Annotated in this window: 24 protein-coding genes; 10 read left to right on the top strand and 14 right to left on the bottom strand. The window is 66.8% G+C overall.

Features of this window, described 5'->3' with window-relative positions:
- Positions 1-22: 22 nt before the first annotated feature.
- From QK291_RS04480 to QK291_RS04445, 8 genes are all read right to left on the bottom strand, one after another.
- Positions 23-1,111, bottom strand: a complete 1,089-nt coding sequence (locus QK291_RS04480) for a CapA family protein (protein ID WP_282379545.1) — start codon at positions 1,109-1,111, stop codon at positions 23-25.
- Between the two features lie 29 nt (positions 1,112-1,140).
- Positions 1,141-2,928 (bottom strand): ABC transporter ATP-binding protein, encoded by a 1,788-nt coding sequence (locus QK291_RS04475; protein ID WP_282379544.1) that lies wholly within the window; start codon positions 2,926-2,928, stop codon positions 1,141-1,143.
- Between the two features lie 5 nt (positions 2,929-2,933).
- Positions 2,934-4,169, bottom strand: a complete 1,236-nt coding sequence (locus QK291_RS04470; protein ID WP_282379543.1) for a DUF1611 domain-containing protein — start codon at positions 4,167-4,169, stop codon at positions 2,934-2,936.
- A 296-nt stretch (positions 4,170-4,465) separates the two neighbouring features.
- Positions 4,466-5,947 (bottom strand): GTP-binding protein, encoded by a 1,482-nt coding sequence (locus QK291_RS04465; RefSeq protein ID WP_282379541.1) that lies wholly within the window; start codon positions 5,945-5,947, stop codon positions 4,466-4,468.
- On the bottom strand, positions 5,947-7,002 hold the full coding sequence (cysD, locus tag QK291_RS04460) for a sulfate adenylyltransferase subunit CysD (RefSeq protein WP_282379539.1): 1,056 nt from the start codon (positions 7,000-7,002) through the stop codon (positions 5,947-5,949). Before cysD ends, QK291_RS04465 begins: the two co-directional genes overlap by 1 nt.
- Complete coding sequence (locus QK291_RS04455) at positions 6,999-7,715, bottom strand: phosphoadenylyl-sulfate reductase (RefSeq protein ID WP_282379537.1); 717 nt, start codon at positions 7,713-7,715, stop codon at positions 6,999-7,001. Before QK291_RS04455 ends, cysD begins: the two co-directional genes overlap by 4 nt.
- Positions 7,712-9,457, bottom strand: coding sequence for a nitrite/sulfite reductase (locus tag QK291_RS04450; RefSeq protein WP_282379534.1), 1,746 nt, complete (start codon positions 9,455-9,457; stop codon positions 7,712-7,714). Before QK291_RS04450 ends, QK291_RS04455 begins: the two co-directional genes overlap by 4 nt.
- A gap of 285 nt (positions 9,458-9,742) precedes the next feature.
- Positions 9,743-10,480, bottom strand: coding sequence for a CbiX/SirB N-terminal domain-containing protein (locus QK291_RS04445; RefSeq protein WP_282379532.1), 738 nt, complete (start codon positions 10,478-10,480; stop codon positions 9,743-9,745).
- A gap of 62 nt (positions 10,481-10,542) precedes the next feature.
- Here QK291_RS04445 and QK291_RS04440 point away from each other — a divergent pair, with 62 nt between their 5' ends.
- Positions 10,543-11,214 (top strand): trimeric intracellular cation channel family protein, encoded by a 672-nt coding sequence (locus QK291_RS04440; RefSeq protein ID WP_282379530.1) that lies wholly within the window; start codon positions 10,543-10,545, stop codon positions 11,212-11,214.
- Between the two features lie 14 nt (positions 11,215-11,228).
- A complete protein-coding gene (locus QK291_RS04435; RefSeq protein WP_282379528.1) occupies positions 11,229-11,657 on the top strand; it encodes a hypothetical protein in 429 nt (142 codons plus the stop codon).
- A gap of 693 nt (positions 11,658-12,350) precedes the next feature.
- Here QK291_RS04435 and QK291_RS04430 read toward each other — a convergent pair.
- From QK291_RS04430 to QK291_RS04415, 4 genes are all read right to left on the bottom strand, one after another.
- Positions 12,351-13,187 (bottom strand): type IV toxin-antitoxin system AbiEi family antitoxin domain-containing protein, encoded by an 837-nt coding sequence (locus tag QK291_RS04430; protein ID WP_282379526.1) that lies wholly within the window; start codon positions 13,185-13,187, stop codon positions 12,351-12,353.
- A gap of 1,081 nt (positions 13,188-14,268) precedes the next feature.
- Positions 14,269-15,369: a polyprenyl synthetase family protein gene (locus QK291_RS04425; protein ID WP_282379524.1), complete on the bottom strand. Its 1,101-nt coding sequence runs from the start codon at positions 15,367-15,369 to the stop codon at positions 14,269-14,271.
- A complete protein-coding gene (locus QK291_RS04420; protein WP_282379522.1) occupies positions 15,366-16,802 on the bottom strand; it encodes a geranylgeranyl reductase family protein in 1,437 nt (478 codons plus the stop codon). Before QK291_RS04420 ends, QK291_RS04425 begins: the two co-directional genes overlap by 4 nt.
- Positions 16,803-16,814: 12 nt before the next feature.
- The gene (locus QK291_RS04415) at positions 16,815-17,603 is read right to left on the bottom strand and encodes a demethylmenaquinone methyltransferase (RefSeq protein ID WP_282379520.1); all 789 of its coding nucleotides are present in this window, start codon (positions 17,601-17,603) and stop codon (positions 16,815-16,817) included.
- Positions 17,604-17,745: 142 nt separating this feature from the next.
- Here QK291_RS04415 and QK291_RS04410 point away from each other — a divergent pair, with 142 nt between their 5' ends.
- From QK291_RS04410 to QK291_RS04395, 4 genes are all read left to right on the top strand, one after another.
- Positions 17,746-19,311 carry an isochorismate synthase gene (locus tag QK291_RS04410; protein WP_282379518.1) on the top strand — a complete coding sequence of 522 codons (1,566 nt, stop codon included), beginning with the start codon at positions 17,746-17,748 and terminating at the stop codon, positions 19,309-19,311.
- Between the two features lie 208 nt (positions 19,312-19,519).
- Positions 19,520-20,473, top strand: coding sequence for an ABC transporter substrate-binding protein (locus QK291_RS04405; protein ID WP_282379516.1), 954 nt, complete (start codon positions 19,520-19,522; stop codon positions 20,471-20,473).
- A gap of 35 nt (positions 20,474-20,508) precedes the next feature.
- Positions 20,509-21,483 carry an amino acid ABC transporter permease gene (locus QK291_RS04400; RefSeq protein ID WP_282379515.1) on the top strand — a complete coding sequence of 325 codons (975 nt, stop codon included), beginning with the start codon at positions 20,509-20,511 and terminating at the stop codon, positions 21,481-21,483.
- The gene (locus QK291_RS04395; protein ID WP_282379513.1) at positions 21,480-22,256 is read left to right on the top strand and encodes an amino acid ABC transporter ATP-binding protein; all 777 of its coding nucleotides are present in this window, start codon (positions 21,480-21,482) and stop codon (positions 22,254-22,256) included. Before QK291_RS04400 ends, QK291_RS04395 begins: the two co-directional genes overlap by 4 nt.
- Before the next feature lie 32 nt (positions 22,257-22,288).
- Here the strand turns inward: QK291_RS04395 and QK291_RS04390 are convergent, their stop codons facing one another.
- The gene (locus tag QK291_RS04390; RefSeq protein WP_282379512.1) at positions 22,289-22,747 is read right to left on the bottom strand and encodes a hypothetical protein; all 459 of its coding nucleotides are present in this window, start codon (positions 22,745-22,747) and stop codon (positions 22,289-22,291) included.
- 427 nt (positions 22,748-23,174) lie between these two features.
- On the opposite strand from QK291_RS04390, the gene QK291_RS04385 reads away from it, so the two are divergent.
- Positions 23,175-23,861 (top strand): hypothetical protein, encoded by a 687-nt coding sequence (locus QK291_RS04385; RefSeq protein WP_282379510.1) that lies wholly within the window; start codon positions 23,175-23,177, stop codon positions 23,859-23,861.
- A 263-nt stretch (positions 23,862-24,124) separates the two neighbouring features.
- Here the strand turns inward: QK291_RS04385 and QK291_RS04380 are convergent, their stop codons facing one another.
- Entirely contained in the window at positions 24,125-24,706 is a 582-nt protein-coding gene (locus tag QK291_RS04380) for a protoglobin domain-containing protein (protein ID WP_282379508.1), read from the bottom strand.
- Positions 24,707-24,903: 197 nt separating this feature from the next.
- On the opposite strand from QK291_RS04380, the gene QK291_RS04375 reads away from it, so the two are divergent.
- From QK291_RS04375 to QK291_RS04365, 3 genes are read left to right on the top strand one after another with little or no spacing between them, the layout of a single operon-like run.
- Positions 24,904-25,056, top strand: coding sequence for a hypothetical protein (locus tag QK291_RS04375; protein ID WP_282379506.1), 153 nt, complete (start codon positions 24,904-24,906; stop codon positions 25,054-25,056).
- A gap of 28 nt (positions 25,057-25,084) precedes the next feature.
- The gene (locus QK291_RS04370) at positions 25,085-25,384 is read left to right on the top strand and encodes a hypothetical protein (RefSeq protein ID WP_282379504.1); all 300 of its coding nucleotides are present in this window, start codon (positions 25,085-25,087) and stop codon (positions 25,382-25,384) included.
- Entirely contained in the window at positions 25,384-25,569 is a 186-nt protein-coding gene (locus QK291_RS04365) for a DUF2182 domain-containing protein (RefSeq protein WP_282379502.1), read from the top strand. Before QK291_RS04370 ends, QK291_RS04365 begins: the two co-directional genes overlap by 1 nt.
- The last annotated feature ends 561 nt before the right edge of the window (positions 25,570-26,130 follow it).

The following is a 26,130-nucleotide window of genomic DNA, read 5'->3' as shown; positions in this document are numbered from 1 at the left end:
TGTGGCAGGAAGAGCGGCGGGGTCACTTCGGCTTCTCGAAGCAGCGGCAGGGCATTCTGGCTACGTTGCCCTGAATCTGAAGGGCCGGATGGATCAACGGGATGATGGTCTGAAACTGCGGTGGAGAGCACGGCTGGGTGAGGAAGCCGGTCTCGATGTTGTCCGTCACGATGCATTTGATCGCCAGTTGGGCAGGAGCATCCTTGCTCATCTCCACACTGAGCATCAGTCCGACCCCCGGCTTCCCGAAGGACTTGTAACGTCCGGGCGTGCCGAAAACGAAGTTGCCGAGGCTGTAGGCAACCGGGACGTCGCCGATAAATTCGATTTTGTCGACAATGTGCGGACCTGTGCCCACAATCAGGTTGTACCCCGCGTCCACTAATACCTGGGCCCAGTAGCGCTGCTCCGCATTTGTTTCCTCGTAGTTGTCCCCCCAGTGCACATACGCGACAACCCAGTCAGCACCGGCCGCCCGGGCGAGATCGTACCCGCGTTGCACGGTCGCAGGGCTCAGCACCACGGTGCCGGGGTTGGTCTCCGCAGCCCTTGAAGCCTTCCCGAAATTTTCCCCAAGGGCGACGACGCCGACCGTGCCCATGTCAGTGCGAAGAATCAGAGGCCGCTCGGCCTCAGCCAGGTTGCGCCCTGCGCCGAAACTGGCCATCCCTTCACGGCCGACCAGCGTCTTTGTCTCCTCAAGTCCTGACAGTCCCATATCCATGGAATGGTTGTTGCCCAGGCCAAGCACATCGATGCCCGCCTTGGACAGGGCCCCGGCCGACTGCGGCTCTGCCCGGTACGAGTATTGCTTTGCAGGATTCAAGGCCTGATCCTGGAGCGTTATCGGTCCTTCCAGGTTGGCAATGACAAAGTCTCCATCGAGCATTGGCGCCACCGCCGCGAGCGCCGCGTCAAAGCCGCGTGGATCCAGCATCGGAGTGGCACCGTCACCCACCATGGTGTCCCCCAGGAACTGAACAGACCACGGTGCATCAGTGACCAGGGCCGCGGAGAGGTCCACGGACTCGACGGCCGGGGCCGTGTTATCCCCGTAGTTGGCCGCCAAAGCCCCCGTCCCGGTGAGGGAGACAGCCAACGCCACCACCATGAGGATTTTGTCGCGTGTTCTTGGTTTCATCACATGTCCCTTTCAAGACTGACTGCCTGCATGTGACGTTCCCCGCCCGCAGCATGCGGAGCACCCCCGCCGACGGCGGACGAGGCCACCGGCGCTACGAGGTTCGCCTCGAGCCAGGCCCTGTCCCGGAACTCTTCACGCGAGATAACTTCCACTACGGCGCCTTTCGCCAGAACCACAACCTTGTCCGCCAGGGCGATGTCCTGGGGGTCCTGGGTGGCCAGCAGCACGGTCCCGTCAAATCTTGCCAACATCGCCGCGAAAGCTTTCCTTGCTGCCGTGTCCAATCCAGAGGTCGGCTCATCCAGCAGCAGGATCGGTGGATTACCCATGAGCGCCCGGCAAACTGCTATCCGCTGCCGCTGGCTATGGGACAAATTGAGTCCGCCCTCGGTAATCCAGGTCTGGAGGCCGTAGGGAAGGTCCGGGAGCATCTCGTCCAGCCCGGATGCGGCAAGCACGCGCTCGACTTCCTCCGGGGGCGCCTGGGGGCAGGCGTACGTAAGGTTCCGCAGAAGCGAGCCGCGCATCAGCGGCAGTTCCGGGCCCATAGCTCCGATCCATTTGGCTGCAGATCGAAGCGTGGTCTTCCCAAGCACTTGTCCGTCGAGGACGAGGCAGCCGTCGTCAGGCTCTACCGTCCTGGAGACCAGACCGAGCAGCGATGACTTGCCGCTGCCGCCGTCGCCCGTTACAGCAACCACCTCACCCGGGCTGATCTTCAGATTCACATCGTGCAGGGACCCGTTGACCGTCACCGACACAAACTCGATTGATCCTTTACGGACCTTCAGGGGCCCGACGCCGTCGGCGTCCAGTTCCCTGCCCGAACTGCGAAGGTACTCCTTGATCTTTCCTACCGATACTTGAGCACGGTGCCAGTAATCGTGGGTCAGTCCGAGGGTCCGGACCGGGCCGGAAAGCTGTCGTGTGACGACGACGAAGCCAACCACCAGGCCGACGCTCGCTGTGCCCTGTCGGACTTCAAACAGTCCTGCGGCGAGAACGGCTCCCAGGGCCAGCAGGGAAAAGGCGGTCGCTACTCCGCGGAGGTAGCCGCGGAGACGGGCAACTCTGATGAGGGCCCGCGTCAGCTCATCGTTCTGATGGGAAAGGCGGGCGAATTCCCCCGCGGAGCGCCCAAAAACCTGCACCACAGTTTGAGCATTCATTTGCTCGTCGAGGTTGCTCATGACGAGGGATCGGCGCCGCCGCATAACGCGTGTCGCCTGGCGCATGCGGCGCCCGGCGACGAAGGATGCAGCGGAGCCCGCGGACACTGCCGCGACGATGGCAAGAGCCATCCAGAAGTTCAGGAAGAAGAGGACCGTCAGCGTCCCGCCCAGGACCATGGCGGCGATCAATCCGCTGAGTACCCCGCGGCTGATCCACATCCTGGTCATTGACAGGTCACCAAGGAACCTCAGGAGCAGGCCGCCTCGGGCCCTGCCCTGGAACTGCCGAGGCGTCATGCCCTGCAGATGTTTGTACATCATCATCCGCAGATCCCTGACAATCTGGTAGCCGGCTGTTTCGGCGACGTTGAACCCGATGGCCCGCAGCCAGCCGTGCAGCAACGCGACGACGCTAAGGATTACGGCTTGAGCCAGCGCCCAGCGCCACTGCAGGTCCGCAGCGGCACCGACCGTGACCGGGGTCAGGCTGTCCACGATGGACCGTAACAACAAAACAAAGGACACCAGTGTGACCACCTGGGCCAGGCCGATCGCCACAATCTTCACGTAGACAACAGGTGGGATGCGGAAGAGCCCGTTCTTGCCCGCCACGGCGTTTACCAGCCGTCCGGGCTGCCGGCGGGAGTGGCCGGTCTGGGGAACCCAAAGAGCCCCGGCCGCGCCCGGGGGCGCTCGTCCGATGCGGTGAACGGCCCGATCAGAACCTCGCTGGTCTCGGGGACGGTTTCCACCTCACTCGTGGATACAGCACGGTGCACGGCGTTCGCCTCAAGGAGTTCGAGAATACCTAGCAGCGAAGCTGCCAGGTCGGGATCGGAGAGCTCTTCACGGGTCAGCACTGGCAGTCCGGTGACGGCCGCGGTTTCCCGGATCGCCAGGGGTGAGCGGGTCAGCAACCCAGTTACAGCCAGGACCTCATGTCCCAATTTTTGCAGGTGAGTGACGCCGGCCAGGGCGCCCATCGAGTCCGGCGACGCGAAGACGACCGCGTCAATCATCGATTTGAAGACAGCTGACTCCAGCAGGCGGGAGGTTTCGCCCTGGAAGATGCCGTCGGCGACTTCAACGAGGTTAAGAGCCGTCCCGGAGGCCGTGAGATGGTCGATCAGTTCGGCAAACTTGGCCTCCACCACGTCCATCGGCTGGCGGTAGGTTGAGGCCAATCCCACATCCGTGAAGTCCAGCATCCGGTGGGCACCGGCGTCGAGCATGCACCAGTAGTCGTTGCCGGATCCCGTCCCGGTTACTTTGGTAGCGCCCACTCGGATACCGGCCTTGCTCAGTCCGTGGACGAGGCAATGGACGGTGGTCGTTTTGCCCGAATTCATCGCAGTACCAATGACGGCAACGGTCCGGGGGCGGTGGGTCTGCGGCCCGGTCGGCGTTAGTGCAAAGTCCCGTATGTTGAGCGGGCGGCCCTTTGCGTCCCCCACGAGGCCGATGGGTTCGATTTCTGTCGCTTTGCGGACTGCCAAGCTGCGGCTGAGGACCTCGGAGGCGATCCCCCCAGAGGCGACGAGCTGCGCCACTCCAAGGGTGGCCGGCACGTGCGATTCAAATTGGTCGGTCGCATATCTGTCCCCGTACGTGACGATGATTTCATCGTCGTCGTGAAGGACCGCACGCCGCCCGTTCGGTTGCTCGATGTGACGGTGATGCCCCAACTGGACGATTCGGGCCAGCACCAAATCACCGGACCCTGGACGGACTGCTCCGGAAACCAGCGAGCGCATCGCGTCCGGAGTTGCACGGCGGGTCGTGAAGGCGGCCTTTGCCGCTGCCACTCGCGCCGGGTCCAACGGTTTGACCCAAATGCTTCGGTCTCTGCTCATGACGTGCACGCTACGCGACGTGTTATGGGCCGGGAACCCCACCCGCTACCTGTTTATCCGGAACTGATTTACGCGTCTCGAAAGGCCGCCACTCGGTTTCCAGACGGCCCTACCCGGGCCTGTCCGACGCCGGTGGTGCAGATGGCGGCTACTGGGTACCTGCCCCCCGGTGCCGCACACCTTCTGGCGTTTCGCGGCTGTCAGGGAGAAACTTAGTAGTCGGCCCGCATGCTTTCCATTTTTGCCGGGTGCAGCTTAGATATTACATATGGTGAGACGGAGATCAGACCAACCACTCAGATCGAATAGCGTTCGTCCTCGTGGTCGCCGGGGTGGTCCTTGACGAGGCCGGCGGCGAGGGTATTGCCGTCCTGCGGGTCGATCACCAGGAACGCCCCGGTGCGGCGGTGGTGCAGGTAGTTCTCCAGCGGCAGCGGCGCGGCGAGCCGCAATTGGGCATGTCCAATGTCGTTGAGCTCCAGCGTTGAGGTGGGCTCGAGCTGGAAATTGGCGAGGTCCAGTTTTCCGGTCACGTTCCGTACCAGGGCCTGGACCGTGCGGGTGCCGTGTTTGACCAGCACCTTGGAGCCCTCGCGGAGCGGTTTCGGCGAGAGCCAGCACAGCGCGGCGTACAGGTCGGCCGAGGCTTGCGGTATTTTGCCACCGGCGGGCCCGGCCGCGGCAATCGTGTCCCCGCGGGCGACGTCGAACTCGTCCGCCAGGCGCAGGGCCACGGACTGCGGGGCCACGGCCTCGGTGAGCCGGCGTCCGGCGAAGTCGATGCCGGTCACGGTGGTGGTGCGGGGCGCCTGGCCCGGGGTGAGGACGCTGACCTGGTCCCCGAGTTTCACGGAGCCCTCGGTGATCTGGCCGGCGTAGGCGCGGTAGTCGCGGTAGCCTTCGACGTCGAGCCCGGCGGCAACGGCGTCGGGAGCCAGCGCGCCCTGCGGCCGGACGACGAGCTGCACCGGGAAGCGGAAGCTTTCCAGGTGGCTTTCGAGTTCGTCCGCGGCCGGCAGCGTCTCCAGGACCTCGAGCAGGGCCGGGCCGTCGTACCAGGGCGTGCGGTCCGAGCGGTCCACGACGTTGTCGCCGTCGAGCGCGGACACCGGAATGACGAAAAGATCCGTGATCCCGCCCGTATTTAATTCGTCACGACCCAGGCCGAGCTCGCGGCCCACCTTCTGCACGTCGGCCTCGATCTCGCGGAACACGGCCTCGCTGAAGTCCACCAGGTCGATCTTGTTCACGGCGACAATCACGTGCGCCACGCGCAGCAGCTGCAGCACGGACAGGTGCCGGCGGGTCTGCTCCAGGACACCCTTGCGGGCATCGATGAGCACGACGACGGCATCCGCGGTGGACGCGCCGGTCACCGTGTTCTTGGTGTACTGCACGTGCCCGGGGCAGTCCGCGAGGATGAAGCTGCGGCGGTCGGTGGCGAAGTAGCGGTAGGCGACGTCGATAGTGATGCCCTGTTCCCGCTCGGCGCGCAGTCCGTCGGTGAGCAGTGCGAGGTCAATCCGCTGTTTCCCGTCGGGGGCTCCGGCCGCGCCGCCGCCGAAGCCGCGGTCCGCGGAGGTGCGGGCGACGGCGTCGAGCTGGTCGGCGAGGATCGCCTTGGAGTCGTGCAGCAGCCGGCCCACGAGGGTGGACTTGCCGTCGTCGACCGATCCGGCGGTCGCGAAACGGAATAGCGTCGTAGACAGAGAGCGGTGCGCGAGCGGGGCCTCGTCAAGAAGGTCGGCCGCGCGGGCGGTGTCGATGTCGGTGCTCATTAGAAATAGCCATCCTTCTTGCGGTCTTCCATGGCGGCCTCGGAGATGCGGTCATCCGCCCGGGTGGCGCCACGTTCGGTGATGGTGGAGGCGGCAACTTCGATCACGACGTCGCGCACGGTGGCGGCGGCCGATTCCACCGCGCCGGTGCAGGACATGTCCCCGACGGTCCGGTAGCGGACGGTCTTGGTGATGACCTGCTCGGTGTCGCGGGGCTGGGAGACCTCGCCGACCGCGCGCCACATGCCGTCGCGGGCGAAGACACCGCGGTCGTGGGCGTAGTAGAGGCCGGGCAGGTCGATGTTCTCGCGTTCGATGTAGCGCCAGACGTCGAGTTCGGTCCAGTTGCTGATCGGGAACGCGCGGACGTGCTGGCCCACGGTGTGCCGGCCGTTGTAGAGGTTCCACAGCTCGGGCCGCTGGTTGCGCGGGTCCCACTGGCCGAACTCGTCGCGCAGGCTCAGGATGCGCTCCTTGGCGCGGGCCTTGTCCTCATCCCGGCGGCCGCCGCCGAAGACGGCGTCGAACTTGTTGCGCTGGATCGCGTCCAGCAGCGGCACGGTCTGCAGCGGGTTGCGGGTGCCGTCGGCACGCTCGGCCAGTTCGCCGGAGTCGATGAACTCCTGGACGGAGCCGACGACGAGCTTGAGCCCCAGCCGCTCCACGGTCCGGTCGCGGAACTCGATGACCTCGGGGAAGTTGTGCCCGGTGTCCACGTGCAGAACGGGGAACGGCACCTTGCCAGGCCAGAACGCCTTCGTGGCCAGGTGCAGCATCACCACGGAATCCTTCCCGCCGGAGAACAGCAGCGCCGGCTTCTCAAACTCGGCAACAACCTCGCGGATGATGTGGATGGCCTCGGACTCAAGGGTGTCCAGGGACGAGAGGCGGGCCGGGGAACTCAGGCGAGCGTCCGCCGTCGACCCCGATGCCGCCCAGGGAGTGGCATCGGGCCTGTCGGAGCGGGACGCGATGCTGCTTGCAGCATCGCCGTCCCGCGAAGGGGCGGGGGCGGCATCGGGGTCGACGGCCACGGAAGTTGGAAAGATGCTCATACGTGTAGCCCGCATTCTGTCTTGTCGGTTCCTGCCCAGCGGCCGGCGCGGGGGTCGTCGCCCGGCGCCACCTTGCGGGTGCAGGGCTGGCAGCCGATGGACGGGTAGCCCTGTGAAAGCAGCGGGTTGACGGGGAGGAGATTGTCGTCGGAGTACCGGACCAGCTGGTCAAAGCTCCAGGCCGCGACCGGGTTGACCTTGACCAGGCCGTTGACGTCGTCCCAGGTCACCAGCGGGGTGTTGGTACGGGTGGGGGCCTCGTCGCGGCGGACGCCGGTGAACCAGAGTTCGTAGCCGGCCAGGGTGCGGCGCAGCGGGGCGACCTTGCGCAGCGCGCAGCACTGGGCCGCGTCGCGGGCGAAGAGGTCCTTGCCCAGGAGCCGGTCCTGCTGCTCCACGGTGTTCTCCGGCAGCACGTCGACAACGTTCACGCGCAGGCTCGCCGCGACCTCGTTGCGCGTCGCGTAGGTTTCCGGGAAGTGGTAGCCGGTCTCCAGGAAGAGCACGTCGACGCCGGGCAGCTGGTCCGCGACGAGCGCCGGGAGGACCGCGTCGGCCATGGAGCAGGCGACGGCGACGGCGGGCAGCTCGAAGTTGCGCGCCACCCAGGCGATCACCTCGCGGGCCGGGGCGTCCCAGCCGAGCCCGGCGGCGCCGGACTCGGCAACGGCCTTGAGCTCGTCGTGGGTGCGCAGTGGCTTGGTCCGGCTCACTGCAGATCACCCTCATCGGCCGCGAAGGCCCACTCGGCGAAGGTCTGGCCCTCGGTGTGGTCGGCCACGAACTTCCGGACCACGCGTTCGACGTAGTCGGGGAGGTCCTCGGCGGTGACCTTGAGGCCGCGGACGGTGCGTCCGAGGCCCGCCTCCTCGCGGCTGTCGGAAGCCAGCCCGCCGCCGAGGTGGACCTGGAAACCCGGGGTGGGGTCGCCGTCGGGCGTGGGAAGCATCATGCCCTTGAGGCCGATGTCCGCGGTCTGGATCCGGGCGCAGGAGTTGGGGCAGCCGTTGATGTGCAGCGACAGGGCCTGCGGGAGCTGCCGCGTTTCGACGAGGTCGGCGAGGCGGCGTTCCAGCTCGGCGACGGCGGTGGCGGCCGTGTGCTTGGTTTCGACGATGGCGAGCTTGCAGTATTCGATGCCGGTGCAGGCGATGGTGCCGCGGCGGAACACGGACGGCCGGGCGGAGAGGCCCAGGGCGTCGAGTTCGGCCACGAGCGGCTCCACCTGGTCCTTGGGCACGTCGAGGACGACGAGCTTCTGGTGCGGGGTGGTGCGCAGCCGCTGTGAGCCGCGGGCTTCCAGGGTGTCGGCGAGCTTCACCAGCTGGCCGCCGGAGAGGCGGCCGGCGAGCGGGGTGGCGCCGATGAAGAACTTGCCGTCCTTCTGCTCGTGCACGCCGATGTGGTCGCCCGGGGTGGAGGGCTTGGGCGCGGCCGGGCCGTCGTCGAGCTTGTAGCCGAGGTATTCGTCCTCGAGGACCTGGCGGAATTTCACCGGACCCCAGTCGGCCAGCAGGAACTTCAGCCGGGCCTTGGTGCGCATGCGCCGGTAGCCGTAGTCGCGGAAGATGCTGGTGACGCCGAGCCAGACGTCGGCGGCCTGGTCCGGCCGGACGAACGCGCCGAGCCGCTTGCCCAGCATCGGGTTGGTGGAGAGCGCGCCGCCGACCCAGAGGTCGTATCCGATGCCCAGTTCCGGGTGGACCAGGCCCACCAGGGCGACGTCGTTGATCTCGTGCACCACATCCTGGCTGGGGTGGCCGGTGATGGCGGTTTTGAACTTGCGCGGCAGGTTGGCCAGTTCCGGGTCGCCGATGAAGCGTTCGGCGAGCTCGCGGATCAGCGGCGTCGGGTCGATGATCTCGTCCTTGGCGATGCCGGCGACCGGGGAGCCGAGGATGACGCGGGGCACATCGCCGCAGGCTTCCGTGGTGGACAGGCCGACGGATTCGAGCCGGCGCCAGATTTCCGGGACGTCCTCGACCCGGATCCAGTGCAGCTGGATGTTCTGCCGGTCGGTGAGGTCGGCCGAGTCGCGGGCGAAGTCGACGGAGATCTGGCCGATGACGCGCAGCTGCTCGGTGGTGAGGGCGCCGCCGTCGATCCTGACCCGCAGCATGAAGTACTTGTCCTCGAGCTCATGCGGCTCCAGCGTGGCGGTCTTGCCGCCGTCGATCCCGGGCTTGCGCTGGGTGTAGAGGCCCCACCAGCGGAAGCGCCCGTGCAGGTCCGTGCCCTCGATCGAATCGAAGCCGTGCTTGGAGTAGACGGACTCGATACGTTCGCGGACGTTGAGGCCGTTGTCTTCCTGCTTCCAGGTTTCGTTGGCGTTCAGCGGCGCGGTGCCGTCCACTTTCCACTGCCCGTGCGGCTTTGCAGCGGGGCGGGAGGTGGGGCGTTTGCGGCCTGGGGCAGCCTGGTCCGGGGACGCTCCGGCTAGAGCTGTATCAGTCATGGATCGACTGTAGGGCGGGCCGTAATGCCGTCACAAAGGTCCGGCAACGCGGGGTCACCGAGGGCAACAAATCGTCACGAAGCGTCGGCGGGCCTTGAAGTGGCGCGGGTGGTGTGCATGGGCGGGACGCCGCGGGAGCCCGACGGCGGCGGGTCGCCTGACGGGTCAGGCGCCGGCCTCGAGGGCGCCGGCGGGTCGGGCGCCGGCCGCGAGGGCGCCGGCGGGTCGTCTGGCGGGTCAGGCGCCGGGTCAGGCGCCGGGTCAGGCGCCGGGTCAGGCGCCGGGTCAGGCGCCGGCCTCGGCGAGGGCGGCGTCGTAGCGTTCCAGTGCGATTTCGGCGAGCACCGGCGAGGGCAGCAGCGCCGCCGTGACGAGGTCCGCGCCGGCTTTGCCGAGCTGGTCGTGGAAGAAGCCAGGTGCCAGCAGGTAGGCGGCGATGACCACCCGGCCGCCCAGGTCCACAGCCCCGGCCGACTCCCCCGCGCCGGCGCCGCCGGCGGCCTCCTCGCGGAGCATGGCGACGGCCTCGGGCACCGACGGCTTCGCGGACGCGCCGTACGCGGCCACGATCCGGTTGGACCGCAGCGCCCGCAGCTGCTCGGTGAGGACCTCGACATTCTGCGCGGCGGTGGGATCGGAGGACCCTGCAGCGGCGAGGATCACGGCGTCGTTGTCGGTCACCCCGGCCTCCCGGAGCCGGACGTCCAGCAGCGCCGCGAGCCGCGGGTCCGGTCCCAGCGGGGCGGCGGCGCGGGTGTCCGGGCGGCTCTTGACGGCCCGGGCGATGTCGACCTTGACGTGATACCCGACGCTGAGCAGCAGCGGGACGACGACGGCGGTCTCCCCCGCCGGCAGGCCCGCCACGACGGCCGGCAGCTCGGGGTCCTGGACGTCGACGTAGGCCTCGCGGACGTCGAGCCCGGGCCGCAGCGCGGCGATCCCGGCCCGGAGGGCGTTGACTTCGGCGGCACCCTCGGTGCTCGAGGTGCCGTGGGCGCAGGCGATCAGGATGGGGCTATTCATAGCCGTTAGCGTAACCTTGGACCCGCCCCATCCGCCCCCTCGCTATCCCACCGGGACCCTCCATGACTTTTTCCTTCAGCGTTGTCCTGCTCTGGCTGGACCTGGCCGGGGTCTTCTTCTTCGCGGTCTCCGGGTCCCTGCTCGCGGCACGGAAGCAGTTCGACATCGTCGGCTCCCTGCTCCTGGCCTCGGTGGTGAGCCTGGGCGGCGGCGTCATCCGCGACATCATCATCAACGCCGGCCCGCCAACGGCCTTCACCAACCCGGCCTACCTGGCGCCGCCGCTGCTCGCCGCGGTGCTGGTGTACTTCCTGTTCTCCAGCGTCCAGCGCTACACCTCGCTGCTCATCCTGTTCGACGCCGGCGGGCTGGCGCTCTTCTGCATCACCGGCACCCTCAAAGCCATGGACGCCGGGATGAACCCGATCGCGGCGGTGCTGCTGGGGGTCACGACGGCGGTGGGCGGGGGCCTGCTGCGCGACATCACCGCCAATGAGGTGCCACAGCTGTTCGACCCCAAGGATATCTACGCGCTCCCGGCGTTTGCGGGGGCATTCCTGACCATGGCCCTGTCCGTCACCGGCACCTTCAACGCGTTCACCGCAGGTGCCGTGGCCGCCGTCGTTTTCGCCTTCCGCGTCACGGCCTGGCGGCGGAAGTGGTACGTTCCGCTGGCGGTCCGTGGCTGGCACCGGCTTGGCCTGAATGCGGCGGATGGCGGGCCCAAGGATTAGCTAGGATAAGAACCATGACTGACATGTTCCTCGAGAAGTTCCGCGCGCTTGTTCCGAAGTATCTCGAGGACGAATGGCAGGAAGAGGATGGCCTCCCGGCCGACGAGCTGGATGCGGCCCTCGACGAACATCAGTTCCAGGTGCCGCTGGTGTTGCGCGAGTTCTACCTCGCGGTCGGCGGCTGCGAGGACATGATGGAGGCTTACCACTACTTCTGGGACCCCGAAGAGCTCGAAGTGGATGACGAAGGCTTCCTCATGTTCCTCGAGGACGAGGAAGAACAGTTCACCTGGGGCTTCCGGGTCGGCGACCTCAGCGTCCCGGACCCGATCGTGTACCGCCGCAACAACGCCCGCGGCCAGTGGAAGAGCGAAGAGGGCACGTTCTCCGAGTTCGTCTTCGACATGTTCGAGTGGGCTTTCAACGACGAGGACGAGGACTAAACCCCTCCAGCTTCCGGGCCGGCCACCGTCACCCACCCCTGGCCAGCGGCCTCCCCCGGCCGCGGCCCCCTGGCCACCTGCTTTCACCCCAAGGCATCGGCACATTCGGGCATCTGCGCTCCGGGGGCACTTTGCAACCGATACACCCGCCGCGGGCCCGGAAATCCCCATTTACTGCCTCAAAGTAGCCCCCGACGGCGGCCGCGTCGGGGGCGTCACTGCCAAAATAGACTCCGAGCACTTGGACGGCTCCCAGAAACCCACCTTCAGGGCTGAAACGCGCCCGGGGGCGCTGTTCCTGGCCCCGCGCTCCGCTTCCTTGTTGGCATCGGCGGTTCGGGGGCGCTGTTCCCGGCCCCGCGCTCCGCTTCCTTGTTGGCATCGGCGGTCCGGGGGCGCTGTTCCTGGCCCCGCGCTCCGCTTTCTTGTTGGCATCGGCGGTTCGGGGGCGCTGTTCCCGGCCCCGCGCTCCGCTTCCTTGTTGGCATCGGCGGTCCGGGGGCGCTGTTCCTGGCCCCGCGCTCCGCTTTCTTGTTGGCATCGGCGGTCCGGGGGCACTTTGCAGCGGATACGCCGCCGCGGGCCCGGAAATCCCGATTTACTGCCTCAAAGTAGCCCCCGACGGCGGCCGCATCAGGGGCTTCACTGCCAAAATAGACCCCGCGCACTTGGACGGCTCCCAGAAACCCACCTTCAAGGCCGAAATGCGCCCCGACGCCACTGCTCCAGCACCGCGAGAACCTGCGCCATCATCCGCTCGGGGTGATGCACCACGAAGTCGTAGCCGAACCTGAGGAACAGGAAACCTGCGACCATGGTCGCGTTGTTCCGTACACGGTCCTTCTTCACCTGCCGTGGCTGCAAATGCGATTCGCCGTCCGTTTCCACCACGAGAATGCCTTCAAGGAGGAAGTCCACCTCGCCCACCCCGGGGATCTCCACATGCCGTCGAACACGCAGACCGGCCCGATGGAAGGCGGTGTTGGCCAGAACTTCCAGCAGCGAATCGGCCCGGGGAATAACCATGTCAAGTACCGATCTGGCGCGGCCGTTGCGGTTGCCCCTCAACTTGCCGCGGAGGAAGGCCAGGCTGATGTCCCCACGGCCCACCGCACACTGAACCATCACAAGGGCTTCCAATTCCGGCAGACAGTGAAGCGCGTGAATCAGGACATCAGCGAGTCCGGCCACGGGTAGCCACGGATGCTTGGGATGCCGGCAGCGGCCATGCGCCACGGACCCGGGCAGCGCTGCCCGATGCCCAAGAATCAAGTGCATGGACCCGGCCGGCACCAACGTCCACAACCCGTAAGCCGGAGCGGCCGACAGGCACGTCAGCCGCCCCTTCAATTCGCGCGCGGCCCGGTATGCGCTGGAATCCTGCGGCAGTCCGTATTGACCGCGGTGGATCCGCACTATGGTGCCGTCCGCCACGGCTGCGGATATCCGGTGTCGGCTGAATCCGGCCCGGGCAATGTCAGCGGCGGTGGCCGTTCCGCTTCGTGAAGCAAGATACGTCGTTAGGTTCATTCCGCCAATGTGCCCTGCATTCGGCACTTCGAGCCGCCCCGGCAGCGCTATGTGGATAACCCCGGACAGACAACCCCGGGCGGCCGTGGGGCACTTTCACACGGATACGCCGGGAATTCAGCTTGCGAACTACCCAAACCGCCGCACAGTGCCCCCGCGCCGCTGCTTCCACGCCCGACCCCTGCGAGGCAACCTCGATAACCTTGCGGCTAAACAACCCCCGGGCCAGGTCAGAGAACCCACGGCCACGAGGCTTTCAACACCGGAAGCCGCAGGATGAGCCGGCAGGATGAGCCGGCAGACGGCGAGCGAATGGGCCGGGGATTGGCCTTCGTGCGGGCAACAACCAGGCGCGGTCGAGGGGCATTTTCACACGCGATGCTGAGGAATATGCCGAGGAAGGGCTTGCGGCGGCTGAAAGTGCCCCTGCAATGCTTGGCCGCATCTGCGGAGTCCCTCGCAGACCAATGGAGGCCCGCAAGGGGAGGCCCAGGAGCCTGCCGAGAATCTTGTGACAATTAATTTACAAGCACCATAGACAGTGTGACAATTCTGTCATATGCTCGTTCATGGGTTCACCAAATGCCTCCGGTGGATCTGATGCGAACGGAGAAATGGCCCCGGTTCGACGCAACGGATGACTCGAAACGTTGCAGGAACCGGGGCCATTCCGTTTAAGCTGGAGCACCCAACAGGGGAAACCATGGCGAAACCATCCGGCGAACCAGTCTTCAGGCAGCCCCTCCGAAGGCGAAGCCTCCCAAGGCGAACCGGTCGTCGGGCAGCCCAGCCGAAGGCGAAACCTGCCGGCGCAGCGCCCGACAGGCAATCCCTGGAGCCGAAACCAAAAACTCAGCTGGCGCGGTCCACCACGGCCGGCGCGGCGCCCGACAGGCAGCCCCTCCGAAGGCGAAGCCTCCCAAGGCGAACCGGTCGTCGGGCAGCCCAGCCGAAGGCGAAACCGGCCGGCGCAGCGCCCGACAGGCAACCCCTGCAGCCGAAACCAAAAACTCAGCTGGCGCGGTCCACCACGGCCGGCGCAGCGCCCGACAGGCAACCCCTGGAGTCGAAACCAAAAAACTCAGCTGGCGCGGTCCACCACGGCCAGCGCGAAGTTGGTCAGCGAGTCTTTCACGACACCCTCGGGCAGCGGTGCGAGGGCGGCAATCGCCTCGTTGGCCCAGGCCCGGGCCACCACCCAGGATTCCGCCGTCACGGGGTGCTCCCGCAGGCCGGCGACGGCGGCGGTGAGGGCCTCGTCGGAGCTGAGGTCGCCGTCGATGAGCTTCAGCAGTTCGACGGCGGACTGGTCGCCGTCGTCGGCCTTCTTGCGCAGCAGCAGCACGGGCAGCGTCGGCACGCCTTCGCGCAGGTCGGTGCCCGGGGACTTGCCGGACTTGACCTTGACCCCGGTGACGTCGATGACGTCGTCGGCGAGCTGGAAGGCCACGCCCACCTTCTCGCCGTACTCGACCAGCATGGGTTCGTAGGATTCGTCGGCGCCGGAGAAGATCGCGCCGAGCTGCCCGGAGGCCGCCACGAGCGAGCCGGTCTTGTCCGCGATGACCGAGAGGTAGTGCTCCACCGGGTCCTCGTCCGGGCGCGGGCCCACGGTCTCGTGCAGCTGGCCCAGGCAGAGCCGCTCAAAGGTGCGGGCCTGGATGCCGAGCGCGCGCGAACCGAGTTCGGAGACCAGAATGGAGGCGCGGGCAAAGATCAGGTCGCCGGTCAGGACCGCGACGGAGTTGCCCCAGACCTCGTGCGCCGTGGGGGCGCCGCGGCGGAACGGCGCGGAGTCCATCACGTCGTCGTGATAGAGCGTCGCCAGGTGGGTCAGTTCGACGACGACGGCGGCCTGCACCACGGCGGGCCGGGAGGCGTCACCCAGGTGGGCGCAGAGCAGCGTCAAGAGGGGACGGATGCGCTTGCCGCCGGCTTCCACGAGGTGCCGCGACGTCGCGTCAGCCAGCGGATCGGAGTTGGCGATGGCTTCGCGCAGCTTCTTCTCCACCCGGGCCAGGTTGGTGGTGATCGCGGGTCCGAGTTCGGGGTCCTCGGCGATCGCGGCAAAGCCGGCCGGCAGCTGCAATCCGGTGGCGATCGCGGTGGTGTTGAGGTCGGGCTCGGAGCTCGGCAGGCCGTGTCCGGCGTGCGTCCAGCTTTGGTCAGCAGAGTTGGTCACGGGTTAACCCTAACTTTTGTTGCGGAAACCGCGGAGTTGGCGTCGGTGTGCGCAGGGGTGTTGGTGTTGGGGGCGCCGGCGCGGGCCGAGTCGGTGTTGGCAGGGCCGGTCTGCGCCGGGCCCGCGGTGACTGCGTCCGCCCGGGACTGGCCCTGGTTGGACGTCGCCGGGACCAGCGATTCCAGCACCCGGATGACGCGGTCCTCGAAGCCCTTGGCCGCGGGATCGGTCAGGTTGGCCAGCAGCCGCACCACGAACCGCATCAGCACAGGGATGGGCATGCCCGTCCGGAGGGCCAGTTTCATCACGGCCGGCTTGCCGATCAGGGCCGCGAAGGCCCGGCCCAGAGTGAAGTGCGAACCCCACTGGTCCCGCACGTAGTCCGCGTACCGCGAAAGGTGCGCGTCGCCGTCGGCCTCGCTCCAGCCGGCGGAGGCCGAGCGGGCGGCGCCGTCGATGATGAACTCGGCCGCGAACCGGGCGGACTCCATTGCATAGGAGATGCCCTCGCCGTTGAACGGGGAGACCATGCCGCCGGCGTCGCCGAGCAGCAGCAGCCCCGGCGAGTAGTGCGGGGTGCGGTTGAAGCCCATCGGCAGCGCGGCGCCGCGGATCTCGCCGACCTGATTCTTCGGGGTGAAGCCCCACTCGGCGGGCATGCCGGCGGTCCATTCGCGCAGGACCTGCTTGTAGTCCAGCTTGCCGAATTCCTTGGAGGAGTTCAGGATGCCCAGGCCCACGTTGGAGGTGCCGTCGCCGACGCCGAACACCCAGCCGTAGCCGGGGAGCAGCTTGCCGTCGCGGCCGGGGAGCTCCAGCCAGCCTTCCATCCAGTCGTCGTCGTGCCGCGGCGAGGTGAAGTAGGTGCGGACGGCGACGCCGAGCGGGCGGTCGTCGCGCTTCCGGATGCCCAGCGACACCGCGGTGCGGCTGGAGTTCCCGTCCGCGGCGAGGACGACGTCGGCGGCAAAGTCGCGGGTCTCCCCCGTCTTGCGGCCGGACTCATCCAGCAGGGCGGCGCGGACCCCGGTGACCCGGCCGTCGTCGTCGTGCAGTGCCTCGGTGACGCTGTGCCGTTCCAGCACGACGGCACCCGCGGACTGGGCGTGCCGGGCCAGTTCCTCATCGAAGCCCAGGCGGGTGCGGATCAGGCCGTACTGCGGGAAGTCGGAGACCTCGGGCCAGGGCAGTTCGATGCTGCGGCCGCCGGCGAGCAGGCGCAGGCCCTTGTTGCGGCGCCACCCGTCGGCTTCGGGGTGCGGCAGGCCGAGCTTCTGGATCTCGCGGACGGCGCGGGGGGTGAGCCCGTCGCCGCAGACCTTCTCCCGGGGGAAGCTGGTTTTCTCCAGCACCGTGACATCGATGCCCGCCTGCGCCAGGTAGTAAGCGGCAGTGGATCCGGCCGGACCTGCTCCGACGATCAGTACTCTCACGGCGTCGGTGGACTAACGCGCGGGCCGGGCGATGTTGCGGCGCAGCTTCGCCACCGGTCCGGTGTGGGCGGCCAGCGCCGCGGCGGCCGCGGAGGGGCCGGCTTCGGCGCCGGCCTTGGCGGCGCGGTGCACGGCGACGATGCCGCCGCTGAGGTTGCGGTAGGAAACGTTGTCCCAGCCGGCTTCCTTCAGCCAGACCGCGAGGTGGTCCTGGTCCGGCCAGGCGCGGATGGACTCGGCGAGGTACACGTAGGCATCCGGGTTGGAGGAGACCTTGACGGCGATCGCGGGCAGAGCGCGCATCAGGTACTCGGTGTACATGGTCCGCCACAGCGGCACCACGGGCTGGGAGAATTCGGCGATGACCAGCTTGCCGCCGGGCTTAGTGACCCGGAGCATCTCCGCCAGGGCCTTCTTCGGCTCGTTGACGTTGCGCAGCCCGAAGGAGATGGTGCTGGCATCAAAGGTGTTGTCCGCGAAGGGCAGGCGCGTGGCGTCCCCGGCGATGAAGTCGATGTCGGGGCGGCGGCGCTTGCCGACCTTGAGCATGCCGAGGGAGAAGTCGCAGGCGATCACATCTATGCCGGCGTCGGCATACGGTTCGCTGGAGGTGCCCGTGCCGGCGGCGAGATCGAGCACCCGCTGGCCGGGCTTCACGTCCATGGCTTCGACCACAACCTTGCGCCAACGGCGCGTCTGCCCCATTGACAGGACGTCGTTGACGACATCGTATTTGGGGGCGACGTCGTCAAACATCGTGGCTACTTCGTCCGGACGCTTATCCAAGGATGCTCGGTTCACCCTGACATTGTCTCAAATGATCAGCACACACCCTAACCACGCCTGAACTGGGGCTGAACCGGGCGTCCGTGGCGGCTGTGTTGTACCTGCAGCCGGGCCTGCGGCAGGCCCTCCGGCGCCGCGGGAGTAGTGTTGTCTCACTATGACGAGTGCGTTCCGAACCAGAATTATCAGAACACTGACACTGCCCCTCGATGCAGATTCATGCCCCGGGGGGCTGCCGTCGTTTCTGGTCCGGGACGACCTCCTCTGCTGGACCCGCCGCGAAGCCGGCCTGGTCGGCTTCGGCGAGGTGGCCCGGTTCACCGCCACGGGGCCCGAGCGTTTCCTCGAGGCGGACATCTGGTGGCGTCACCTGGTCCTGGAGGCCGACATCAACGACCCGGTCGGCCGGCCCGGCACCGGCCCCGTCGCGTTCGGCTCCTTCGCCTTCTCCAAAGCCTCCGCACACGAGTCGCGGCTGATCGTGCCCGAAATCGTCGTCGGGCTCCGTGACGGCAAGGCCTGGCTCACCCAGCTGACGTTCGACGACGGCGACCTCACCGAAGCGGGCGCCCGCGCCACCCTGGACCGCTGGCTCAGCGGCGGGAGCACCGGGAGCGCCGGGAGCGCCGGCGCCGGCGCCGGAGGCAGTCTTGCGGACGGCGCGCTCGTTGATGGCAGCCCTGCGGACGGCACGCTTGATGGCTCAACGCTGGCGGACGGCACGCTCGTTGACGCCATCCTGGTGGCGAGCCCGACGCCGGGAGCCGGCTCCGCTGCCGCCGGCACCGCCGCAATCAGCACAGCCGGGGACGGCACCCCCGGGACTTCCACCGCCCGGGCCGGTGCCGCCGTCGTGCGTCCTGTGCCGCTCGCTGCCGGGGCCACCCTGCACACCGGGTCGCTCAGCGAAAAGGACTGGATGGCCGCCGTGGCTGCGGGCGTGGCGGAGATCCGGACCGGCGCGCTGGAGAAACTGGTGCTGGCCCGCGACATCGTGGCCACCGTCCCTGCCGGGGTGAATGCCGCCGAGATCCTCCGCCAGCTCGCCGTCCGCTACCGCGAATGCTGGACCTACGGCGTTGACGGGCTTGTGGGCGCGACGCCGGAGATGCTGATCCAGGTTGAGGGCCGCACCGCGCAGGCCCGCGTCCTGGCCGGCACACTGGACCGCCGCGACGCCGACGGCATGGCGGGTTCGCCGCTGGAGTTCGCCGAGCGGGTGCTGGCCGGATCCGAGAAGCAGCGGCACGAGCACGACATCGCCATCCAGTCCCTGACCACGCAGCTGGCACCGTTCTCGGAGGCGATGAACGCCCACAGCGAACCCTTCATCCTGGAGCTGCCCAACGTGTGGCACCTCGCCTCGGATGTGAAGGCGGAGCTCGCCGAGGTCGAAGGGCACGTCCCCACCTGCCTCGCGCTGATCAACGCGCTGCATCCCACGGCGGCGGTCTGCGGCACCCCGACCACAGTGGCGGGCGCGCTGATCCGCAAGTTGGAGCACCTGGACCGCGGGCCGTACGCCGGACCGGTCGGCTGGCTTGACGCGGCCGGCAACGGCGAATGGGGCATCGCGCTGCGGGGCGCCGTCATCGAGTCCCCGGAGACCGTGCGGCTGTACGCGGGCTGCGGGGTCGTCGAGGGCTCCGTGCCCGAGGCCGAGCTCGCTGAAACCTGGGCGAAGTTCCGGCCGATGCTGGAGTCGCTGGGCATCAACAGCTAGAGCCGCCGGGCCGGCAGGTTGTCGAGACCGGACGCGCGGGCCTCGAATCCGGGATTTCAGACACTCCAACGTGTGGAAGTCTTGCGTTTCACCCCGAAATAGTTATCCAATAGTGAAACTTAGTTTTCTGTGACGCACATCTCTTGTTCGGCGATACACTTTAAACCGACTCAGTTACGCATCCCTCCTGCGACAAAAAGGTAAGAAAATGCAGATCTCCCGTTCGCTCCTGAGCACCTCCACGCTCAAGGCAGCCGCTGTGCTTGCCATTGGCGCCCTGTCGCTCTCCGCGTGCACAAACGCCTCCGAATCCGGAACCCCCGGCGCTGCGACGCCGTCCGGCAGCGCTGCGGCCAGCTTCGACCCCAGCACCGTCCAGAAGGACGACGCCCTGGCGGCTATGGTCCCCGAGGCAATCAAGTCCAAGGGCACTCTGACCGTGGGCTCGGATACCTCCTACGCCCCCGCGGAATTCCTCGGCAACGACGGCCAGACGCCCGTGGGCTACGACGTCGACATCGCCAAGGCGATCGGCGCCGCCCTGGGCCTGAAGGTCCAGGTCCAGACATCCGAATTCACCGGCATCCTTCCGGCTCTGGGCCCGAAGTACGATCTCGGCATCTCCTCCTTCACGATCAACCCGGAGCGACTCGGCGCGGTCAACATGGTCAGCTACTTCAACGCCGGCACCGCCTGGGCCGTGCAGAAGGGCAACCCGAAGAAAATCTCCCTCGATGACCTCTGCGGCAAATCCGTGGGCGTGCAGACCGGTACCGTCCAGGAGGATCCGGACCTGTCCGGCCGGAGCAAGAAGTGCGTAGCGGAGGGAAAGCAGCCCATCAACATCGTGACGCTCAAGACCCAGACGGACATCACCACACGCCTGGTCAACGGCAGCGTCGACGCGATGGCAGCCGATTCACCGATCATTGGCTACGCCATCACGCAGACCAACGGCCAGATCGAAAAAATCGGCGACGTCTACGATTCCGCACCGCAGGGGATCGCCGTGGCCAAGTCGGACACGGCCCTGGCCGAGGTCATCCAGAAGACCGTCAGCAAGCTCATCGAGAACGGCGCGTACAAGAAGATCCTGGAAGGCTGGGGTAACGCCGATGGCGCCATCACCAAGTCCGAGGTCAACCCGGCGGTCGGATCTTGAGTCTTCCCGCAACCGGCCACACACCAGGTGCGCAGATGGACAGTCATCAGGAAAAGCACGAGGCACCGGTAGTACTGAACAATCCGGTGCCCGTCCGGCACCCGGGCCGCTGGATCAGCGCCATCATTATCCTCGGCGCGCTCGCCCTGTTCTTGCAGAGCCTGTTCACCAACCCCAACTTCCGCTGGGACATCGTCGGGACCTATATCCTTGACACCAAGGTGGTGCAGGGCGTCGCCTGGACGCTGGTGCTGACCGTGTCCGCCATGGTCCTGGCCATTATCCTGGCGATCCTTCTGGCGTTCATGCGCCAGTCGGAGAACCCGGTATTCCGCTGGTCCAGCTGGGCCTGGGTTTGGTTCTTCCGCGGCACTCCCATCTACACCCAGCTGATCTTCTGGGGCCTCATCTCGGTCCTGTATCCCAAGATCACTGGCGGCATCCCGTTCGGTCCCGAGTGGTTCAGCGTGGACACAAACACCGTCATCACGGCCACGGCCGCGGCCATCCTGGGCCTGGGCCTGAACGAGTCCGCGTATCTGGCGGAAATCTTCCGGGCCGGCCTCAAGTCAGTGGACCGCGGCCAGGCGGAAGCCGCCGAGGCCCTGGGCATGGGCAAGACCAAGATCATGTGGCGGATCGTCCTGCCGCAGGCCATGCGGGTGATCGTGCCGCCGACCGGCAACGAAACCATCGGCATGCTGAAAACCACCTCTCTGGTGTTAGCCGTGCCGTTCACCTTGGACCTGACGTTTGCCACGAACACCCTGGCCAACCGGACCTATCTGCCGGTACCCCTGCTGATCGTGGCGGCTATCTGGTACCTCGTGATCACCAGCCTGCTGATGGTGGGCCAGCACTTCATCGAGGCCTACTACGGCAAGGGCGTGGACAACCTTGCCCCGGCCACGATCAACCCGGCGGCAGCAAAAGCCGCCGCCGCCGTGGCGCCGAGCGCTGCCGCGGAGCCGGCGCTGAAGATGGATCTTCCCGAGGAGGAGGCAAAATGACGATCACCGCTGAGAATCCGCTGGTGCGGATCGAGGGCCTCCACAAGTTCTACGGCCAGCACCATGTGCTGCGCGGCATCGACCTGGACGTCAACCGGGGTGAGGTGTCCGTGGTCATCGGCCCGTCCGGTTCCGGCAAGTCCACCATGCTGCGGTGCGTAAACCTGCTGGAGACCATCAGCGCGGGCCGCATCTCCGTGGGCGGCAAGCTGATCGGCTACCGCGACGTCAAGGGCCGGCTTCATGACCTGAAAACCAAGGAGATCGCCGCCCAGCGCCGCGAGATCGGCATGGTGTTCCAGCGCTTCAACCTGTTCCCGCACAAGACAGCCCTCTACAACATCATGGAGGCACCGGTCCACGTCAAGGGCCAGTCCCGGGATGCTGCACGCAGGAGGGCCATGGAGCTGCTGGACCGGGTGGGGCTGTCGGACCACGCCGGCCATTACCCGTCGCAGCTTTCCGGTGGGCAGCAGCAGCGGGTGGCAATCGCCCGCGCCCTCGCCATGGATCCGGAGCTGATGCTCTTCGACGAACCCACGTCCGCGCTGGACCCCGAACTGGTGGGCGATGTCCTGAACGTCATGAAGGACCTCGCCAAGTCAGGCATGACCATGATCGTGGTGACCCACGAGATCGGCTTTGCCCGCGAAGTGGGCGACCGCCTGACCTTCATGGACGGCGGTGTGGTGGTGGAATCCGGTGATCCCCGCGAGATCCTGGCCAACCCGAAGCATCCCCGCACCCAGGAGTTCCTCAGCCGGGTGCTGTAGTTCCGGTAATCCGCACCAATTTCAGACAGCCGCTACGTGGATCCACGTGGCGGCTGTCCGTTTCCGTAGAGGATTCGCGGCACGCCCTTCGCATCGAGGAAGGCCGCGAATCTCTCCGGGCTGGCGAGCTCCGACCAGGTCCACCGGATGACCCGTCTCCCGGTGGACCGGATCCGGTCCTCACGATTCTTCTCTTCGATCACGACGTCGGAGGGCGTCTGCCCCTTCAGGTAGGCCGCTTCCCGGTACTTCGCCAGACCATCGAATTCGCCGGACAGGCCATCCTCCGGCCATTCAAAGTCCGCGAAGCCGACGAGTCCCCGGGCATCCCGAATCTCGTGCTGGAGCACGGGCGCCTTGACCCCCAGCCGGGGCATCATCGCCCGGCTCACCGATTCCCCTGGAGAACCCGACGCCGGATCGCCGAACTCGAGGGCGGTGAGGATCCTGCGGGCTGCGGCGGCCGTGTAGATTCCGGCCCGGACATGCACCCCCGGGCGCAGGCGTCTGAGTCCCCCGGCCTCCGCTTGCCGGGCAAGCTCACGCCAGGGCGCCCCGGCTTACAGGTTCGTCAGGAGGCGTTCGACGCGCAGGCGCCTGTTCGTCATACACCCGGCTGCCGTCGGCCCAGCACGTATATACATCGCTTGTCGAGGCTGTAGCGGCAGGCGGAATACCCTCCTGCGCACTGGCAAACGTCTGGCCTTCAGGCCACAATGAGTGCACCGGTTCGTGGGTGGTGATGGTGGCGTGACGCTGATGATTGTGGCTACCTGCTCGCTGCTGCTGGTCAGCGGCGCGGGTCTGGTCATTGCCTTCGGAGACCGACCAGTGCGACCGCCGGCAGCCCTTGCCCGGTCTGCGCCCGGATCGGATACTCCGGCTTCGGCGCTCCGCAGCTACCTTTGGGGAGCGAACGTGGCGACTGTAGCCGCCGTCGCGTCCGCCTTCCTGGTTGCGTGGCCCGGCGGACGGCTTGTCATGCGCATCCTGGCCCTCACATCACCGGCGTCGGCGCAAGGAAGGCTTACCGAGGCTCAGGCAATCGTTGGTATCCCCACGGTCGAGGGCACTCTTGCTTTGTTGATCTTCGCAGGACTTCCGGCGGGCTTCGCAGCAGCTTTCATCTACATGCTGATCCGCCGGTGGCTGCCCGAAGGCAGGTGGGCGGGTCCGGCGCTGGGCGTCGTGCTTCTGCTGGTCTTCGGAGCTTCCGTGGAGCCGCTGCGGCCAGAGAACATTGACTTCGATATTATCGAACCCGGGTGGCTGACGGTTGCCCTCTTCGCTGCCCTCGCCGTGTTCCACGGTGCGCTCGTCGCGGCAGTTGCCGGGGCGGTCAGCGACCGTCTCCTCCCACTGAGCAAAACGACCTGGAAGTCCTATTTGCCGCTACTGGCGGCGGTGCTTTTCCCGCCGGCAGGGATCGTGCTCGGACTCGGCGGGCTGCTCGTGATGGCGTGGGCCAAGATCGTCCCTGCGACCTGGTCGCGGCATCCACGGGCCGCCCTGTGGGTGGGGCGCGGCATGCTCCTTCTGGCGTTGCTGGCTGTGTTGCCGATGTTTGTCGGCGCGGTGATCTCGATCACGTCCCGGCCAAACTGACCGAAACACCAGCAGGGCGGGGCCAAAACAAACGGCGAACCTGGGGACAAATCAACTTGCTATTCACAAATGACATTGCGACAGCCAGCCACTGTCCGCTAGGCACAGCGGCCCGGGAATGTCGGTGCTTTTGTCTTAGCCTCCTGGAACCTCCCGAGGAAGTACCCCAATGGCATCACTCGAGGTCGAGGTCCTCACGCCCCAGTTCATCCCCTGCAGTCCTCGTGCCCGTTCACCGTCCTGGACCAGCTGTCACCGGAGGTTCACCAGGACTGTGAGTACGGCTCAGCCCAAAGAGCGGCCGTAATCGTGACCGACTTAAACCATGCCTGATACATTGCCTCCACCTCATCCGCGTCCGAGGCCTGTTCCGCGAGGAACGGCCGAATCGTTGCTGTCAAGGGAACGATGAAGGCGATAATGTACCGCAGGTTGATCACGGAGGCAGGTGAGCTCACGCCATCGGTGAGATTCTTCTTCGCTGCTGTGTGGCGGAGCGCGATCTCGTGTTGGTAGTCCAGCCACTGCTGGTCGCGGTCGCGTGAACAAACATCCACGATCCACTGGGCGAATCTGGCCCGGACCGCTCCCAAGTAATCCGGATTCGCGGTTCCATCCGCTCCGGCGAAACTGGCGATCAGGAAGTCGTGGCTGCCAACGAATCCGTACCAGATCTCGAGAATACGATCGGCTTGAGGGCCAAGAATCTCCCCTGCACGGCGTAATGCGGCTACGTCCTCGTCAGTCCATAGCACCGTCGCCTCGAGCCGGACGAGGTCTTCGAGGGACACCGGAGACGTGGCAACAGCCTCACTACCAAAGGTGTAGCCGGGGATCGAGGACACTTTTACACCTTTCGCAAGGAACATTCTCAAGGTACCCACCTGCAGCGCCGTCGTAAAGTGCCCGCGTTGTCAAAGCCCAGGGCCATGGTCGTTTGGACGCCGTCGCTGCGTCCAGTTTCGCTGCGGGGCCGGCCCGGATCGGCCAACGGATTCCGACTCCGCGGCCGCCCCAGGGCCCCGGCAACTGGGAGCGTTGGATGAGCACCTCAGTGTTGCGTGCGTCACCGCAATACCTTGGTCCGGGACACTCGGACCTCTTTGGCCTTGATTTCGACGGCGTCTACGGTGAGAGCGCGGATTTCTCCTTCGCAAGCGAGATGGCCGGGAACGCCCCCAAGGGCCGGGCTTGACCGCGGTCCGCTGATGCTCCACAGGAAGTTGTTAACCAGCAGAGGAGGCTCGCGGTCAGTTGCGCGCGCCGCGTTTTCGGCTGCCGCGGCGCCGGGATACTCGCCCGCCGCTTCCGTTGCACCTGCAGCTGCCTCCCGGGTTGATCCGCGGGAGGCCGGCCTGATCACGGTCCTGCTCGTACTCGCCGCGGTGGGGTCCACTGCCGTGTTCGTGGCCGGGTACCTGATCACCTGGACGGCCTTCGGGGTGATCATGGTGGCGGCGGCCTATCAGCTGACTCCCGCCAAGAACGTCAGCCTGATGAAGTCACGTGCAGCCGGGCGCTGATGGTGGCGCTGTTTGCGATCGGTGTGATGAGCATCGGCTGGATGGCCCTGGTCGGGGCGTTCATCGCCGGTGAGAAGATGCTCCCGTGGCAACGACTCGCCAACCGCTCAGTTGCCGTCGCGCTGGCTGCCATCGCGCTCGGTGTAGCCGTGTCGCCCGCCGCCATGAGCGGCCCAGGGATGTAGCCGGCGAGACCGGCACGCTGTGCAGGGGCCCATCACAAGGGGGATATCTGGCGGTTCCAAGGAGACGAAAATGCCTCCGTCGTCAAAAGCAACGGAGCCTCCCAGGACGAACTTGCCTTCGGCCCGTACCGGCTGCCTACATGCAGGCCGCCAAGATCTCCGTGCGCCATCTTTGCCACCGAGGTCACCCTCTGTTCACCACCGCCACCATCCCCAGACATGCCGATGGTCCGCCTCAACGGAGGCGAACCATCGGGTCGCATTCTGCGGGGCTGCCGCGGCACCGGAGGGGCCACTCAGACGCAGGCCTCTGGCCACATACCTTTCAACGTTTGCGCAGGTCAGCAGCGTTGTCTCCTGAGTGGCCAGATTCGCGCTCGTTGCCCTCGCCGGAGAACCCGGGCGTCGGATGTTCCCCTGGGTGGGTTGTGTAACGGGTTGGTGTCGGTTGGGGAGTGACCCATCCGGGGCGGGGGGTGTTCCCGAAGTACTCCTGACAGACCAAGCCGGACCCGCTGGAAAACGTGTCAGGCCGTGTTTTTACGGCCGCGGGACCGGGAA

This window comes from Arthrobacter sp. AL12, assembly GCF_029960645.1.
Lineage (GTDB): Bacteria > Actinomycetota > Actinomycetes > Actinomycetales > Micrococcaceae > Arthrobacter.
This window is presented reverse-complemented; position numbering and strand designations above follow the sequence as displayed.

Excerpts from the sequence above, each read along its gene's own strand:
- QK291_RS04450 (WP_282379534.1), bottom strand. The coding sequence starts at position 9,457 with ATGACTGATACAGCTCTAGCCGGAGCGTCCCCGGACCAGGCTGCCCCA.
- QK291_RS04480 (WP_282379545.1), bottom strand. The coding sequence starts at position 1,111 with ATGGTGGTGGCGTTGGCTGTCTCCCTCACCGGGACGGGGGCTTTGGCG.
- QK291_RS04435 (WP_282379528.1), top strand. The coding sequence starts at position 11,229 with ATGACTGACATGTTCCTCGAGAAGTTCCGCGCGCTTGTTCCGAAGTAT.
- QK291_RS04400 (WP_282379515.1), top strand. The coding sequence starts at position 20,509 with ATGGACAGTCATCAGGAAAAGCACGAGGCACCGGTAGTACTGAACAAT.
- QK291_RS04375 (WP_282379506.1), top strand. The coding sequence starts at position 24,904 with ATGAGCACCTCAGTGTTGCGTGCGTCACCGCAATACCTTGGTCCGGGA.
- QK291_RS04445 (WP_282379532.1), bottom strand. The coding sequence starts at position 10,480 with ATGAATAGCCCCATCCTGATCGCCTGCGCCCACGGCACCTCGAGCACC.
- QK291_RS04470 (WP_282379543.1), bottom strand. The coding sequence starts at position 4,169 with ATGAGCAGAGACCGAAGCATTTGGGTCAAACCGTTGGACCCGGCGCGA.
- QK291_RS04440 (WP_282379530.1), top strand. The coding sequence starts at position 10,543 with ATGACTTTTTCCTTCAGCGTTGTCCTGCTCTGGCTGGACCTGGCCGGG.
- QK291_RS04410 (WP_282379518.1), top strand. The coding sequence starts at position 17,746 with ATGACGAGTGCGTTCCGAACCAGAATTATCAGAACACTGACACTGCCC.
- QK291_RS04405 (WP_282379516.1), top strand. The coding sequence starts at position 19,520 with ATGCAGATCTCCCGTTCGCTCCTGAGCACCTCCACGCTCAAGGCAGCC.
- QK291_RS04395 (WP_282379513.1), top strand. The coding sequence starts at position 21,480 with ATGACGATCACCGCTGAGAATCCGCTGGTGCGGATCGAGGGCCTCCAC.
- QK291_RS04365 (WP_282379502.1), top strand. The coding sequence starts at position 25,384 with ATGGTGGCGCTGTTTGCGATCGGTGTGATGAGCATCGGCTGGATGGCC.
- QK291_RS04465 (WP_282379541.1), bottom strand. The coding sequence starts at position 5,947 with ATGAGCACCGACATCGACACCGCCCGCGCGGCCGACCTTCTTGACGAG.
- cysD (WP_282379539.1), bottom strand. The coding sequence starts at position 7,002 with ATGAGCATCTTTCCAACTTCCGTGGCCGTCGACCCCGATGCCGCCCCC.
- QK291_RS04430 (WP_282379526.1), bottom strand. The coding sequence starts at position 13,187 with ATGAACCTAACGACGTATCTTGCTTCACGAAGCGGAACGGCCACCGCC.